Origin of the sequence: Natronolimnobius baerhuensis, from assembly GCF_002177135.1 — an archaeon.
GTDB lineage: Archaea > Halobacteriota > Halobacteria > Halobacteriales > Natrialbaceae > Natronolimnobius > Natronolimnobius baerhuensis.
The window spans coordinates 177,841-192,260 of sequence record NZ_MWPH01000002.1 but is presented as its reverse complement, the minus strand read 5'-3'; the positions used below and the strand labels follow the sequence as shown (position 1 = coordinate 192,260).

Genomic DNA, 14,420 nt, shown 5'->3' with positions numbered 1-14,420 from the left:
CGCGCTGACTAGTCAGCGTGCGTCTGCACCGGATTTTTCGAACAAGTGTCTGAAGACGATCTGTTGGGCTTTGCGGAGGTGCTGGTTGAACGTCTGGCGTGTCACACCGAAACTCGCCGCGAGTTCGTCGCCGGTACTGGTCCGGGGAGTCTCGAAGTAGCCACTGTAGTAGGCCGCATCGAGCGTTGCCAGTTGGCGGTCAGTCAGCGCATCCCGCACGACATCGGCCAGCAACTGCGGCGAGTAGACGAGGTCATCGTCGACCAGTTCGACCCCGGTGTGGAACTGTCGAATGCCATCCGCAACACGGCGATACTCGACATCACCCGGCAGTTCGCCGAGAAATCGAACCTCGTCGTCGGCAACGATGATCGCACAGGGCTGTCCACCGAGCGTCTGGAACAGTTCCGAGACCGTCGCTGACTCCGCACGCGCCTCGAGACGGCTGTATCCCTCCGTCGTGCTGAGCAGTCGGACGTCCGTGTAGTGGGGAACCTCGTCGATGGCAGCGAGAAACTCGCTCGCGGAGAGGTCGGCCGTGCCCATGTACTGGACAGTGCCGTTGTCGGGGACGGAGACGACGGATTCGATATCAATGCGTCGTTCGGTGGGCGTCTCGTTGGAACTGTTGGTATCGCTGTCACCGTCACTGTCGTCACCGGTATCGACATCGGACTCGTCGCTGTCGTCGATTGCATCGGGAGCGCCACGGAGCGACGGCGGCACGGCAGACTGGTCGACACGAAACTCGAGGTGGCGCATGTGGTCGCTGGTCAAGCGGTCCTCGCGCTGTTTGAGCGCTGTGACGTCCTCGAACGCGAGGACAACGTACTCGACAGTGCCGCCGTCGGCCACAACGGGACAGGAGTTGGTTGTGAGCCACCGTTTGGTGCCATCCGGAAGTTCGATCCAGTGTTCGAAGCCGAAAACGGGGTCGCCAGTTTCGAACACACACGTAACGGGATGGTCAGCCGGCGGAATCGGCGCGCCATTGTCGTCCGTCAGCGGCCACGTCGCCGGACCCGCCGTCTGACTCGTCAGTTCCGCCATCGAGATACCAAGCGTCTCGGTTGCCCGTTCGTTTGCAAACGCGATTGCCCCGCTCGAGTCGATGACGAGGGTGCTGATCGGCCCGACAGTGAAAATGCGCCGGGCGAGATCGGCTGGGAGGTGCCGAGCATCGCTGTCCGCATCGGACTCAGCAGCCTCGTGTGTCTCCGTTCGACCCCAGTCGGCAGGATCCGTCATCGAACCACCACTGGGAACTGATAGAACGCAGGATTGAGTCGGAGTGACTGTCTATTCGCTCGAGGGGTTCCGTCGACGAACGTCCGGTTTCTAGTTGTTTCATGCCCTGTACACACCATACGCCTACTTCGTTGTCAGCGAATATGAGTTGCGCGAGGAAACTGACAATCGAATATCTTCTTTGGCATGAGTAGGTCTGCTTTCTTCGCATCCGATTCGAGACGTCACTGCTCCGAAAGAATCACTGGTGGCCAGCGGTCTCGTCCGGAAAGAGTTGTTCCGGAAGGTACGCCGAAACGACCCAGTTCGGCGCGTTGACGACCTGATTGATTTTCAGATCGACAGCGACTGAGCACAGGATATATGCTTCTTCGCGCGCGAGGCCGCGCTCGCTGTGGAGATGATCGACCATCCCTCGAACGGCCTGTTTCGTCGCTTCATAGAGATCCGAATCGACTCCCGTCGTGCCGTACATGGGTTCGTCGCGGCCACTTGCGACGGCCGTTTCAAACTGGGGTCGCTCGAGCGAGCGATCTGACTGCAGGCTGAAGCGACAAGTGACGGACATCGGTGCCTCGAGGCCGTTGATACAGACCTCGCCGTCGCCCTGAGCAGCATGGCAGTCGCCGATACTGAACAGGGCGTTTTCGACGGCGACAGGCAGGTGCAGCGTCGACCCCGCAGTTAAGTGCTTAATATCGAGATTGCCACCGACGGATCGTGGCGGGTTCGTGCTGTGTTCTCCGTCCGCAGCAGGTGCAACGCCAATCGTTCCAGGGAACGGCTTGATCGGCACCTCGATGCCGTTCGTAAAGTGCGCAACGCCGTCCTCGAGGTCCCAGACGTGTATCGCAGGCTCCGGAAACTCCTCCGGAAGCAATCCGAGACCCATCTCACCCGGCAGGACGAGCGTGTATCCCCAGCCCTGATGTTCGAGTGCCAGAATTTCGACGGAGAGGACGTCACCGGGCTGGGCACCCTCGACTGCGACTGGCCCCGTCAGCGGGTGGATCTGGTCGATATCCAGCGACGGAAGGTCCGCGACCGTCGACGCTCGCGTGAGTTGGCCGTTCGTGGCATCTCGACACTCAAACTGGACGACGTCGCCGGGATCAATCGTCAGCACTGGCTCGAGGGCATTGTTCCAGACGCTGTGTATGGTTTCGTCGGTCGCTGGCAGGTGGTGATCGATTGCAGTGTTCGTCTCCGACATTCAGTGACTAGACGGCCTGACAGATGATAAACTGTTCACTGGTTGGGGCCGATGACTGTTTTTTGGCACACACAGATAGTGCGTGCTGATCGTAGGACCCATGTGAACGTGTATCTTCCTGACAAACGGTTCTATCTCGCAACCCTTTTTGCTGACGGCTTCGGACGGTTTACATGGCGAACGACGTTCCCGAGCACGAGCCTTATTTGTCGAAGCTACAGGTACCGGAAGCGCTAACGTTCGACGACGTCCTCTTGCGACCCAAAGAGAGCCGTGTCGAACCAGACGATGCAGACCTCACCTCGCAGGTCTCGAAAGACGTCGAGGTATCAGTGCCGATTCTTTCAGCAGCGATGGATACCGTCACCGAGAGCCGCATGGCTATCGCAATGGCTCGCCACGGTGGACTCGGTGTCCTTCATCGCAACATGAACATCGACGAGATGGTCGAGGAAATCGGCCGCGTTAAAAGCGCCGACGAGCTCATCATCCCACAGGATTCAGTCGTCACCGCTGACCCCGAGATGTCCGTCCGCGAAGTCGACAGCCTGATGGCCCGCGAAGGCGTCGGCGGTGCACCCGTCGTCAACACTCGCGGTGAAGTCCTTGGTATCATCTCGAGTACGGACATCCGCCCACATCTCGAGGTCAACGAGGACGACCCGGTCACGGAGGCGATGACGGACGAAGTCATCACGGCCGGGGACAAGATCGAGCCACGCGATGCGTTCGAGTTGATGTACGAGCACAAGATCGAACGCGTGCCGGTGGTCGACGACGAGAACCTCCTCGTGGGTCTCGTCACGATGCAGGGCATTCTCCAGCGTCGTGAGTACGAGGAAGCTGTCCGCGACGACGACGGCAAACTCCGCTGTGGCGTCGCCGTCAGTCCCTTCGAGATGGACCGTGCCGAGGCCGCAGACGAGGCGGACGCGGATATCCTCTTTATCGACACCGCTCACGCACACAACCGAAACGTCATCGACGGCGCTCGAGAGATCAAGGAGGCTGTCGATGCGGACGTCGTCGTCGGCAACGTCGGCACTCGCGAAGCGGCCGCCGAACTGGTCGACTTTGCAGACGGCATCAAAGTCGGCATCGGGCCGGGCTCGATTTGTACGACTCGAGTCGTCTCCGGGGCGGGGATGCCCCAGATCACGGCCGTCGCGCAGGTCGCAGATGTCGCGAGCGAACACGACGTTCCCGTCATTGCAGACGGTGGCATTCGATACTCCGGTGATGCGATCAAGGCAATCGCAGCCGGTGCGGACGCAGTCATGCTCGGCTCGTACTTCGCAGGCACCGAGGAGGCACCGGGCCGCGTCGTCACGATGAACGGCAAGAAGTACAAGCAGTACCGCGGGATGGGCAGTGTCGGTGCGATGAAATCCGGTGACAGCGACCGATACCTCAAAGAAGAACCGGACGAGGAAGAAGACTATGTCCCCGAGGGTGTCGAAGCCGCGACGCCGTACAAAGGGACACTCAAGTCCGAACTCCACCAACTCGCTGGCGGTATGCAGTCGGGGATGGGCTATGTCGGCGCGCCGACGATCCCCGAGTTCAAAGAGCGCAGTGAGTTCGTCCGCGTCTCCTCGGCCGGGCAGGCTGAGAGCCACGCTCACGATGTCGTGATTACGGACGAAGCGCCGAACTACTCACCGGATAGCTGATAAATTCGTCTGTCAGACGTCCATCGCGGGCGTTGCAAATGCTCCTTCGTCGAGTTCCGGTTCGTACTCCTCGAGCGCCGCGCGGACGAGGGCGAATACGCTGTCTTTCCCCCAGCGAGCCGTGTTGATGTGCAGGTCGTAGAACTCGCGGTCGTTGAGATCGATGTCGTAATAGGACTGATACCGACCCGCCTCACTGACTTCTCGAACACGCATCTCTGCTTCGGTCTCGAGTCGGCCCTCGATGCGCTCGAGGCGGACGGATTCGGGGGCATCGAGCCAGATTCGCAGGTCGGCACGTTCGCCGGCGAGCCAGCCAGCGAGTCGTGACTCGAGGATGAAGGGTTTGTTTGCCGTGCCCCATTTCTCGGCGATTTGCTGGAGCCGTTGATCGAGTGCGCGGTCGATCTCGTCGGATTCCTCGGCTTTAGCCGTTAGTTGGTTGAGACTCATCTCGCGGTCTTCGGCGAGTTCACGGAAGATGTCGCCGCCGGAGACGTACGGACAGCCAATCGCGTCAGCGAGGCGTTCACACAGCGTCGTCGCGCCACAGCCAGGTGGCCCGGAAACGGTAATAAACAGACTCGTTTCGATCTCCGCTGTCGATGTCTCGAATGAAGCCATATGTATCCAACAACAGGAGATCTGAAAAGCAATCCGACTCCAGCCATGAGGTGGGAAGACCATCGCATCGATGGGCACTCCGGTGTGAACGCAGCAAAGAGAAACGCATACAGTTGTTCAGTGCCGACTCACCAGTGTGAATCGCCGCAGCGTACTGCAGTCCGCAGGTGCACTCGGAATGGCTGGACTTGCAGGCTGTCTCGAGGGGGTCCAGGAACATTTCGGTCTGCAAGGAATCGTCCCACTCGAGATCTACAGCGAGGCCGAGGACGCGTACAACCTCCAACTGCAGGCTCGAGAAGACGAGACTGGACGCGAAACGTACGACGAGAGCTATGCGGTCACGCCAGAAGAGAGTATTGTGGCCCCGAATCTCGAACGGACGAACCAGAATCTACAGGTTGTCAAATACGAGCGAGACACCGACAATTCGATTGCTCGAGCCGTGTCTATCACCGACGAAACGGAACTCATAGTGGTGTATATCCGCGATGACGATCTCGTCGTCGAGGTCCGACAGAGCGACGACGTCGAGGTATACGATGGCGACGACGGCGAAATCGAGGCTAACGCGACGGATCTCGACGAGAACGGCGAGACGGACACCGAGGACGAACACAGCGAGTCCGACTAGCCCAACTCAATTGATTGCCGGTGATCAGTTACGGATACGGATGGAACGCACGCTCGAGTCGCGGCTCGAAGCCTAACTCGTCCGGGACGGTCTCAGCTCGTTCGCCGAAGAACGGCTCGCCGGTAAACAGCGGCTGTGCCTCGGGGATGACGACGCGAACCGCTTCGAACCCGATAGCAGAGACGTCCCGCGTCGTTATCCGCGCTGCAGACGGCGTCAGTCCTGCGTCCGTTACCCGCTCGAGAAGTGCCTCGAGTGCGTCCTGACCTGTCACCTCACCATCCGGGCCGACACTCGCTGCGGGAACCGTTCCATCGACATCGACGAATTCCTGAACGGTGTCCGGGAACATTGCATACTCTCCAATCGAACCCGATTGGTTGGCTGCGTTTGCCGCACCGATATCACGCAGTTCCATCCAGTTCTGGAGTGCCTCCTCGAGCGCCGAACTCGCGGCCTCCGTGGCATCCAGCCCTGCTGCGGAGCCGGCTGCAAACGCGGGCCACTCCGAGCTGTCAGGGTCGACAGCCCCCCCTGCAGGGTCACGATGGACGGCGACGGCGACGACCGGGACGTCTACGTCCTGGGTGACCAGCAGCGGCGTCACCGACAGCCCTTCGCTTCGCGCCCGGCGCTCGAGAACGTCGAATCGCTCGTTCTCGACTGTCAATTCGAGCGGCTCAAAAGACGAGTACCAGGCGAGCATCGTCGCATCGCGTTCGATGACTTCTGTTAGCCCTGAGATGAGCGCGTCGACGGTCGACGAACCGAGGCCGAGGCCGGTCGTAATCGCGGGCACCAGCGACGGGCCGGGCTGGGGAAACTGGACGGCCGCGGCAGGAAGGTGAACCGCTTCTCCGGTGGCGAGATTCTCGCCAGGGACCCAGGGATACTCGCTTTTCGGATCGTACTCGGCATCGGCAGGTCGGACGAAGTCAGCGGGTGAGACCGGATTCTCGAGGTCACCTTCGCGTGCGTGAACAAACTCCGACTCGCGGTAGACACCGGCACAGTAGCGCTCGAGACTCTCGCCGACGCCTTTCATCAGTGCGGCGTTCCAGTCATCGGCGACGCCGGCGGCCTCTGTCGGCGCGGTCGCGTCGCTGAACCCGCTCGTGTTCGCACTCCGGGCCAGATAGTACGGCACCGGAAACGAGTGGATTTCGCCGATGCTTGTGACGATTCCAACCCGGTCGTCGATTGCCGCTTCGGCGTGTTCAACCGCGGCATCGAGGGCAAGCGACTCGTCATCACGCTCAAGTCTGCGGTCCCGTTCGTCCCCATCGCAGTCACAACCGGGGACGGGCAGAAACCGGCGGCGATTATGTGGTAGTTCGACGACACGGCCGATAATCGAGTCGTCGGCACCTTCGAAGACGCGAACGCACTCTCGGCCTGCAAGCGCGCCGGCGAGTCGGGCCGTGCTGCGGTCTGCGCTTGGTTTTGCAGCAGTCTCGTCAGTCGTCGACCCAACGCGCGTGCGAAGACACTCGAAACAGCCCGCGCCAGCACCGGCGGCAAAACCTGAGATGGCGGCGTCGACGCCTGGAAGGGGGTGGCCCCCAACACCACCGATTTCGACGGCGACCCATGGTGTTCCGCCCGCTCGAGCGGCCTCATTTGCCCGTAGGAATGTCTCCGAACCGGCTACGTCGCTGACAACACCAAATCGCGCGTCGGTCAACTCTGCGGGTTCGGCATCAACGACACCGATATCGACATCCTCGAGCGCAGTGGCGACGGTTTCATACACTGGATCGTCGCCGACAAGATGTACGTCCATACCTGACTGTTACTGTCTGTGAGTAAAAACGCCATGTTCGCAGTGGCGAACAGCGCCCTCGAGTCGGGCGTCAAACAGACTCGTGTACGTCATGCCGGTGCAACTGCAGAACGGTCGTGGTTGCACCGGTCCATCGGTACACAGACCGTCTCAGTTCTGGTCCGTTCCGCCGTCGGTATCCGTCGCTCCCTGTCTCGTCTCCGCAACGTCAATCGTCTCACCCGTTTCCTCTGCGGGCATGTCCTCGCCTTCCTTGATTGCCTGGGCTTCCTGTTCCATCGCCTCGATGTCCATCTCGGCGTCCTCGATTTCGCCGATGATCTCCGCGATGTCGTCGAGACCGATCAGTTCGCGCGTTTCGTCGTCAAAGTCCAGACTCTCGAGGGAGTCGCCGTCGTCTTTGACGTCACTGCCGGAGAGGTGCTTCCCGTAGCGGCCGACCATCGAGGTGAGTTCCTGGGGCATGACGAACGTCGTCGAGTCGCTCTGGCCGATCTCTTCGAGCGTTTCCATCCCCTGATCGATGATCGCGCGTTCGCCCATCGACTCGGCGGATTTTGCTCGTAGCACGGTCGAAATCGAGTCACCCTGTGCTTCGAGGATCTGACTCTGCTTTTCACCTTGTGCACGAATGATCTCGGACTGCTTGTTACCTTCTGCCTTCTCGACGGCACTGCGGCGTTCACCCTGTGCCTCGAGAATCATGGCACGGCGTTTGCGCTCTGCGGAGGTCTGTTGCTCCATTGCGCCTTTGACGTCGCGCGAGGGCGTGACCTCCCGAACTTCGACGCTTTCGACGCGGATCCCCCACTCGTCGGTGGGTTCGTCGAGTTCTTGGCGGATCCGCTCGTTGATCATCTCTCGCCGGCTGAGGGTGTCATCAAGTTCCATGTCACCGATAACTGCCCGCAGCGTCGTCTGTGAGAGATTCGAGACAGCGCGTTCGTAGTCGTCGACCTCGAGAAACGCCCGTTTGGCGTTCATCACGCGGATGTAGACGACAGCGTCGGCGGTGACGGGCGAGTTGTCGCGCGTAATCGCTTCCTGACTCGGCACGTCAATCGTCTGTGTTCGCATGTCGAATGCGTAAATCCGCGAGACGAACGGCGGGACGATGTTGAGGCCGGGCTCGAGCAGTTTTCGGTACTCACCGAAGACCGTGAGTGCGCTTCGCTCGTAGGCGTCGACGATTTCCACCATCGACCAGACGGTGACGACGACGAGAACGAGTGCGAGCGCCCCCACGAGGAGGAGTGGGTCCTCGAGTTGGAGTTGCAACGGCGTGAGTGCATCGAAATATGATACCATTATGCAAACTATGGGTTCTAGCCGAATAACTCTTGGCCGAAACGACGTAGGGAACGGGCAGAAACGAGACTGTGACGATTCGAGTCTCAACACTTAGGGATTATCGTAGGAGTTCATAGTTTCCTAACGACAAACCGAGAAACGTCGCTACTGACCATACTTCGAACCCTCCGGTTGGCTACGATAATCCCTAACTGGCTCGACAGCGCTTGCTCAGACAGATTGCTGTACCGATTGACTGGCGTACCCGCCGCCCGGGTCGCGGGTGCGCCGGTACTGACGGACAGGAACCCGTCTCACTCGTCGTTGCGCAAGCGCTCTAAGACTTCCTCGGCGTTGTCGACTGCTTTCTCCTTTTTGGCGGGGTAGGCTTCGACCTTGCCGCGGAAGGTGATGCCGTCGCCCAGTTTGACGTCGCCGCCGAAGGCAGCCTGCTTGTCGAGGCGCAAAAAGAGTTCGGTGTTTTCGGTGACGCGCTCGTCGAGTTCGTCGATCAGCGTGTCGAACGACTCGAGATCGGCCAGTCTCGAGAGGACGTGCCGAATGTCGTTGGCGTTCTCAACGCGTGCAGAAAGGACGAGAATCCGGTCACCGTAGTGGCCGTCGCTTTCGACGCGTTCGATTTCGAATGGGTCGCGTTCGTCGTCATCGCTCCCGGGAAGGAAGGTTCGAAGCGCCTCCTCGACGCGCTTTTCATCCTCGGTGGCGTAGCAGAACGTTCGTAAATCGACGTAGTGAAGCGGAATCTGGGGCATCTGCTGGTCTGTAGTATCCGGTGGCCACAGTGGCCGTGCTCTGGCGGTTATTCGTCGTCTTCGTCAGCGTCTGCGTCCTCGTCGGCTTCCTCGAGGTCGCTTTCGGGAACGCCGGTCTCTTGGCCGTCCTCAAAGCTAACGGTGTAGGTGGTGTCGCCGAACATCGACTCCATCGTCTGGGTGATGGTACCGATTTCGCCGTCGAACTCGCTGTGCTCGTCGTTCAGAACGACCTGGTCGTCTTTCTCGAAGCTCATAGCGTGAGATTCCCCGTCTGCCCGTAAAAAGGAACTGATTCGATAGCTCTGGCGAGACGATGGGGCACCGATCAGTCTCGACTATCCGTGTTACTCTCGAGAACGTTTCCGTGCTCGTCGATTTCGTCGTTGACGATCCGCGTACTCGAGATGATATCGCCATCGTCGGCTTCGACGTGGGGGACGACAATGACCTCGAGCGGGTCGTGGCCGCGTTCGCGACGGATCTCGTTGATTCGCTCGCCGCCATCACGAGTTTCCGGCGAGACCACCAGATAGTCGAACTGCGGTTCGGTCGCGATGCCCGTTGGCTCCTCGAGCGGCCGGATCTCGAACTCGCGGTTCTGACTGGCGGCGAGCGCCTCGAGTTCGTCGGCGAGGGCGGCCTTGCGCGTGTCGTACGACCGAACGTGGCGTTCGACGTGGCGCGTCTTCGGTGCGAGGTCGTCACTCGTCAATCCGACAGTTACGTCTCCGAGTTCGAACGCCCGCTCGAACAGCCGTCGATGGCCGTCGTGAACAGGGTCGAACGTCCCACCAAGCGCGACGTCCATACCCGTGCTGACTGGCGCGGTGCGTATAAAAGGGTCGCCTCGCCGGACAGTCCACGCTGGCCACCGCCATACGCACCCAATTTATTTCGACAGCTGTCGAATGCCCCTTTCGCATTGTTTTTAGTGGTCGGATACAGTGTCACGGGTATGGGACTCGACGAGGATTCACTCGACTATCATCGCACCGATCCACCGGGGAAACTCGAGATTTCGACGACGAAACCGACGAACACGCAGCGCGACCTCTCGCTTGCGTACTCGCCCGGTGTCGCCGCACCGTGTCTCGAGATCGACGCAGACGAACGCGACGCCTACACGTACACGGCAAAGGGCAATCTCGTCGGCGTCGTCTCGAACGGCTCTGCAGTGCTCGGCCTCGGTGATATCGGCGCACAGGCATCCAAACCCGTCATGGAGGGGAAAGGCGTCCTGTTCAAGCGGTTTGCTGACATTGACGTTTTCGACGTGGAACTCGACGAGGAAGACCCACACAAAATCGTCGACGCCGTCAAAATGATGGAGCCAACCTTCGGCGGCATCAATCTCGAGGATATCAAAGCGCCGGAGTGTTTCACCATCGAAGAGCGTCTGCGTGAGGAAGCGGATATTCCGGTCTTCCATGACGACCAGCACGGAACCGCGATCATCTCCGGTGCGGCGCTCATCAACGCTGCCGACATCGCTGACAAGGACCTTGCGGATCTCGAGGTCGTCTTCTCCGGTGCTGGTGCGAGTGCAATTGCCTCGGCCCGATTCTACGTCTCGCTTGGCGTCAAGAAAGAAAACATCACGATGTGTGACTCGACGGGGATTATCACCGACGAGCGCGCTGCAAATGGCGACGTCAACGAGTACAAAGAGCAGTTCGCTCGAGACCTGCCCGAGGGCGACCTCGCCGACGCAATGGAGGGCGCGGACGTCTTCGTCGGCCTCTCTGCCGGTGGCATCGTCTCCCAGGAGATGGTGCGCTTGATGGGCGACGATCCGATCATCTTCGCGATGGCAAATCCCGATCCGGAGATCGGCTACGAGGACGCCAAAGACGCCCGCGACGACACCGTCATCATGGCGACCGGCCGCTCGGATTACCCGAATCAGGTCAACAACGTCCTCGGCTTCCCCTTCATCTTCCGTGGCGCACTCGACGTTCGCGCAACCGAGATCAACGAGGCGATGAAAGTTGCCTGCGCCGAAGCACTCGCGGAACTCTCTCGCGAAGACGTGCCCGACGCAGTCGTCAAAGCCTACGGCGACGACCCACTCCAGTTCGGCCCTGACTACATCATCCCGAAACCCGTCGACCCGCGCGTCCTCTTCCGTGTTGCACCGGCCGTCGCCGAAGCCGCGATGGAATCCGGTGCCGCACGCGTCGACATGGACCTCGAGGAGTACGAGGAGGAACTCGAGGCCCGCCTCGGCAAGTCCCGTGAGATGATGCGTGTCGTCCTCAACAAGGCAAAGAGCGACCCCAAGACGGTCGCGCTGGCCGAAGGCGAGAACGAGAAGATGATCCGCGCGGCCTACCAGATCCAGGAACAGGGCATCGCTGCCCCGATTTTGATCGGCGACGAGAGCGAGATTCGCCAGAGTGCGGCGAACCTCGGACTGGACTACGAGCCACAGGTCGCTGACCCGTCGGCTGGCGACTACGAGGCCTACGCCGAGCGCCTCCACGAACTTCGCTCCCGCAAGGGAATTACGCGAAGCGAAGCCGGCGAACTGATCCGTGGCGACTCGAATTACTTCGGCAGCGTGATGGTCGAACAGGGCGATGCCGACGCGATGTTGACTGGCCTCTCCCATCACTATCCCTCCGCGCTGCGTCCGCCGCTGCAGGTCATCGGCACCGCAGACGACGTCGACTACGCGGCCGGGGTCTACATGCTGACGTTCAAGAACCGCGTCATCTTCATTGCCGACGCGACGGTCAATCAGAACCCCGACGAGGACGTCCTCGCCGAAGTCACCAGACAGACCGGTGACCTCGCCCGGCGGTTCAACATCGAACCGCGCGCGGCCCTGTTGTCGTACTCGAACTTCGGCAGCGTCGACAACGAAGCCACGCGCAAACCCCGCCGTGCTGCGCAGCAACTTCAGAACGACCCAGATGTCGACTTCCCCGTCGACGGCGAAATGCAGGCCGACACCGCCGTCGTCGAGGACATTCTCGAGGGCACCTACGGCTTCTCGGAACTCGAGGAGCCCGCGAACGTACTCGTCTTCCCGAACCTCGAGTCGGGCAACATCGGCTACAAACTGCTCCAGCGCCTCGGCGGCGCAGATGCCATCGGCCCGATGCTGGTCGGGATGGACAAGCCGGTTCACGTCCTCCAGCGAGGCGACGAGGTCAAAGACATTGTGAACCTCGCGGGCGTGGCTGTCGTCGACGCACAGGATGAGTAGACAAGCGTAAGAAACGGGACTGCGAACGGTCGGACGAAATGCGTGAGCAGGCCTCCACGTCCCGTCGGCATCGCACGGCTCGAACGACGAGACGGCGCGTCCTCGCCACGGTCGGTGCCGTCGGACTCATTGGCATCGGGGGCCACACAGCAGTTTCAGCGCGGTCGCCTCCGGACTGCACTCGAGTCCTCGAAAATGTTGCAGACACGGACGTGCCTCAGGCGACGCCACAGCCGGTCGACGACGACATTTCGATGTTCCGACGTGGCCTTCGTCGATACGGCTACTACCCCGACGAGACCGTTCCAGACGAGGTTCGCGTCGACTGGTCGTTTCCGGTGAACCGTATCGGGCACACGGCGGCGAAATCGACGCCGAGACCGACGCCCGACGGCGAGACTGTTCTCATTGCGAGCGACACCGGAGCTATTCACGCCGTGACGCCAGAGGGCGAGCGACTGTGGACGCTCGAGACCGGCGCTGGAAACAGTCTCGGCTTTCACGGGACGCCTGCAATCGTCGGCGAAACGGCCTACATCGGCGGCTACGACGGCGCGTGCTACGCGGTCGATATTCCCACCGGCGAACTGCTCTGGCGAACCAGCGCCCGCGAGTTCGGCGGCTCGATTGCCATCGGCTCGAGTCCGGCCTACATCGACGGCACCCTTTACTTGCTCGCGGAGTACTCCAATCCGGCGAGTGGTGCGCTCTGGGAACTCGACGCCGAAACGGGCGCGACGACCTGGAGCGACGACGACATCTGGGGGATGCCCCATCCCTCGCCGGCAATCAACTGCGAGGCCGGGCGACTCGTTTCGGGCTCGAACGACGGCGTCGTCTACTGCTGGGAATTTCCCTCACTCGAGCGCGCCTGGACGTTTCAGGCGGGCGGCGAGGACGGCCCCGACGGGGACGAGATGGCCGGCGGGCAGTTCCATCTCGGCGCGGAGATCAAGGGCACGACACCGGTCTACGACGGCGCGGCCTTCGTCGGCTCGTGGGATGGGAATTTCTACCGGCTCGACCTCGAGGACGGCACCGAGGAGTGGGCCTTCGACACCGGCCGAGTAATCATGTCGAATCCGGCGGTCGACCCTGAGGAAGGCGTCGTCTACGTCGGCGGCGACGACAACCACGTCTACGCGCTCGAGGCCGAGACGGGCGAGGAGCTGTGGTCAGCGAATGTCGGCGGCAGCGTGATCGGCTCGCTCACCGCAACTGCCGAAACGATTCTGGTCGGCTCCTACGACAGCCATCTCTACGCACTCGAGAAAGCCACCGGCGAGCGCCGTTGGCGCGTCGAGAATCGCGGCCACGTGACGAGTGGGGCAATTCCTCGAAACGGGCAGATTTACTACGCCGAACGGGGTGTCTTTTCGAACTACTACGATGACGATGCAGAGACGGTATTCGAGGAACCGGGTCACGCGTACTGTCTGGTTGCAGACGAGTGACTGGTTTTCAGCGGTCTCGAGTGTGGAGACACAACGCGACGGTTGATCTGAACCCGTCAGCACGAAAGCGTGCATTCAAGTATTCGCCCCGACTGATTTCGGGTATGCAAGATCAGGGACGCTCTACGCGCAAGCGTACCGGCGGTCGACTGAAGAACGTTCGAAACACGCGAAAAGACGAAATCGGGCGTCTGCCCACCGAGACGCAGGTTGGCGAACCCCGCTTCCGAACGATTGCCGTCCACGGCAACGGCACGAAAACGCGTGCACTTGCAACGAACGTTGCAAGCGTCAACAAAGGCGACGAGACGGTCGCAGCCGATATCGAAGACGTCGTTGAGAACGACGCCAACCCGAACTACGTCCGCCGAAACATCATCACGAAGGGTGCCGTCATCGAAACCTCCGAAGGCCGCGCCCGCGTCAAGTCGCGTCCCGGCCAGACCGGTCAGGTCAACGCTGTTTCGCTCGAGTAAGACGGATTGTCGGACCGAGTGATCGGTAACAGAATCTG

At 60.9% G+C, this 14,420-nt stretch carries 13 protein-coding genes; 5 read left to right on the top strand and 8 right to left on the bottom strand.

Annotated elements, in window-relative coordinates; translation table 11 throughout:
* Positions 1–12 precede the first annotated feature (12 nt).
* Both B2G88_RS07115 and B2G88_RS07110 read right to left on the bottom strand, forming a co-directional pair.
* The gene (locus B2G88_RS07115; RefSeq protein WP_054863384.1) at positions 13–1,248 is read right to left on the bottom strand and encodes a helix-turn-helix domain-containing protein; all 1,236 of its coding nucleotides are present in this window, start codon (positions 1,246–1,248) and stop codon (positions 13–15) included.
* Positions 1,249–1,489: 241 nt separating this feature from the next.
* Positions 1,490–2,461 carry an acetamidase/formamidase family protein gene (locus tag B2G88_RS07110; protein ID WP_087714401.1) on the bottom strand — a complete coding sequence of 324 codons (972 nt, stop codon included), beginning with the start codon at positions 2,459–2,461 and terminating at the stop codon, positions 1,490–1,492.
* Between the two features lie 173 nt (positions 2,462–2,634).
* On the opposite strand from B2G88_RS07110, the gene guaB reads away from it, so the two are divergent.
* On the top strand, positions 2,635–4,134 hold the full coding sequence (gene guaB, locus B2G88_RS07105) for an IMP dehydrogenase (protein ID WP_087714400.1): 1,500 nt from the start codon (positions 2,635–2,637) through the stop codon (positions 4,132–4,134).
* A gap of 12 nt (positions 4,135–4,146) precedes the next feature.
* Here guaB and cmk read toward each other — a convergent pair whose 3' ends face one another.
* Positions 4,147–4,758, bottom strand: coding sequence for a (d)CMP kinase (cmk, locus tag B2G88_RS07100; protein ID WP_054863383.1), 612 nt, complete (start codon positions 4,756–4,758; stop codon positions 4,147–4,149).
* Between the two features lie 178 nt (positions 4,759–4,936).
* Between cmk and B2G88_RS07095 the strand changes: the two genes are divergently transcribed.
* On the top strand, positions 4,937–5,392 hold the full coding sequence (locus B2G88_RS07095) for a hypothetical protein (protein ID WP_087714399.1): 456 nt from the start codon (positions 4,937–4,939) through the stop codon (positions 5,390–5,392).
* A 28-nt stretch (positions 5,393–5,420) separates the two neighbouring features.
* On the opposite strand, the gene B2G88_RS07090 is transcribed toward B2G88_RS07095, so the two are convergent.
* The 5 genes from B2G88_RS07090 to B2G88_RS07070 all read right to left on the bottom strand — a co-directional run bounded on the left by B2G88_RS07090 (position 5,421) and on the right by B2G88_RS07070 (position 10,049).
* The gene (locus B2G88_RS07090) at positions 5,421–7,175 is read right to left on the bottom strand and encodes a YcaO-like family protein (protein ID WP_054863381.1); all 1,755 of its coding nucleotides are present in this window, start codon (positions 7,173–7,175) and stop codon (positions 5,421–5,423) included.
* Between the two features lie 150 nt (positions 7,176–7,325).
* Positions 7,326–8,483: an SPFH domain-containing protein gene (locus tag B2G88_RS07085; protein ID WP_054863380.1), complete on the bottom strand. Its 1,158-nt coding sequence runs from the start codon at positions 8,481–8,483 to the stop codon at positions 7,326–7,328.
* Positions 8,484–8,779: 296 nt separating this feature from the next.
* Positions 8,780–9,238 (bottom strand): RNA-binding protein, encoded by a 459-nt coding sequence (locus B2G88_RS07080; RefSeq protein WP_054863379.1) that lies wholly within the window; start codon positions 9,236–9,238, stop codon positions 8,780–8,782.
* A gap of 47 nt (positions 9,239–9,285) precedes the next feature.
* The gene (locus B2G88_RS07075) at positions 9,286–9,495 is read right to left on the bottom strand and encodes a hypothetical protein (protein ID WP_054863378.1); all 210 of its coding nucleotides are present in this window, start codon (positions 9,493–9,495) and stop codon (positions 9,286–9,288) included.
* Positions 9,496–9,566: 71 nt separating this feature from the next.
* Positions 9,567–10,049: a phosphopantetheine adenylyltransferase gene (locus B2G88_RS07070; RefSeq protein ID WP_087714398.1), complete on the bottom strand. Its 483-nt coding sequence runs from the start codon at positions 10,047–10,049 to the stop codon at positions 9,567–9,569.
* 147 nt (positions 10,050–10,196) lie between these two features.
* On the opposite strand from B2G88_RS07070, the gene B2G88_RS07065 reads away from it, so the two are divergent.
* The 3 genes from B2G88_RS07065 (at position 10,197) to B2G88_RS07055 (ending at position 14,382) form a co-directional block, all read left to right on the top strand.
* Positions 10,197–12,452: an NADP-dependent malic enzyme gene (locus tag B2G88_RS07065; RefSeq protein ID WP_087714397.1), complete on the top strand. Its 2,256-nt coding sequence runs from the start codon at positions 10,197–10,199 to the stop codon at positions 12,450–12,452.
* A gap of 38 nt (positions 12,453–12,490) precedes the next feature.
* Positions 12,491–13,906, top strand: coding sequence for a PQQ-binding-like beta-propeller repeat protein (locus B2G88_RS07060; protein ID WP_087714396.1), 1,416 nt, complete (start codon positions 12,491–12,493; stop codon positions 13,904–13,906).
* 104 nt (positions 13,907–14,010) lie between these two features.
* Positions 14,011–14,382, top strand: a complete 372-nt coding sequence (locus tag B2G88_RS07055) for a 30S ribosomal protein S8e (protein ID WP_054863394.1) — start codon at positions 14,011–14,013, stop codon at positions 14,380–14,382.
* The last annotated feature ends 38 nt before the right edge of the window (positions 14,383–14,420 follow it).

What these genes read in the sequence shown, in the direction of transcription:
- B2G88_RS07115 (WP_054863384.1), bottom strand. Translation starts at nt 1,248, where the DNA reads ATGACGGATCCTGCCGACTGGGGTCGAACGGAGACACACGAGGCTGCT.
- B2G88_RS07110 (WP_087714401.1), bottom strand. Translation starts at nt 2,461, where the DNA reads ATGTCGGAGACGAACACTGCAATCGATCACCACCTGCCAGCGACCGAC.
- guaB (WP_087714400.1), top strand. Translation starts at nt 2,635, where the DNA reads ATGGCGAACGACGTTCCCGAGCACGAGCCTTATTTGTCGAAGCTACAG.
- cmk (WP_054863383.1), bottom strand. Translation starts at nt 4,758, where the DNA reads ATGGCTTCATTCGAGACATCGACAGCGGAGATCGAAACGAGTCTGTTT.
- B2G88_RS07095 (WP_087714399.1), top strand. Translation starts at nt 4,937, where the DNA reads ATGGCTGGACTTGCAGGCTGTCTCGAGGGGGTCCAGGAACATTTCGGT.
- B2G88_RS07090 (WP_054863381.1), bottom strand. Translation starts at nt 7,175, where the DNA reads ATGGACGTACATCTTGTCGGCGACGATCCAGTGTATGAAACCGTCGCC.
- B2G88_RS07085 (WP_054863380.1), bottom strand. Translation starts at nt 8,483, where the DNA reads ATGGTATCATATTTCGATGCACTCACGCCGTTGCAACTCCAACTCGAG.
- B2G88_RS07080 (WP_054863379.1), bottom strand. Translation starts at nt 9,238, where the DNA reads ATGCCCCAGATTCCGCTTCACTACGTCGATTTACGAACGTTCTGCTAC.
- B2G88_RS07075 (WP_054863378.1), bottom strand. Translation starts at nt 9,495, where the DNA reads ATGAGCTTCGAGAAAGACGACCAGGTCGTTCTGAACGACGAGCACAGC.
- B2G88_RS07070 (WP_087714398.1), bottom strand. Translation starts at nt 10,049, where the DNA reads ATGGACGTCGCGCTTGGTGGGACGTTCGACCCTGTTCACGACGGCCAT.
- B2G88_RS07065 (WP_087714397.1), top strand. Translation starts at nt 10,197, where the DNA reads ATGGGACTCGACGAGGATTCACTCGACTATCATCGCACCGATCCACCG.
- B2G88_RS07060 (WP_087714396.1), top strand. Translation starts at nt 12,491, where the DNA reads ATGCGTGAGCAGGCCTCCACGTCCCGTCGGCATCGCACGGCTCGAACG.
- B2G88_RS07055 (WP_054863394.1), top strand. Translation starts at nt 14,011, where the DNA reads ATGCAAGATCAGGGACGCTCTACGCGCAAGCGTACCGGCGGTCGACTG.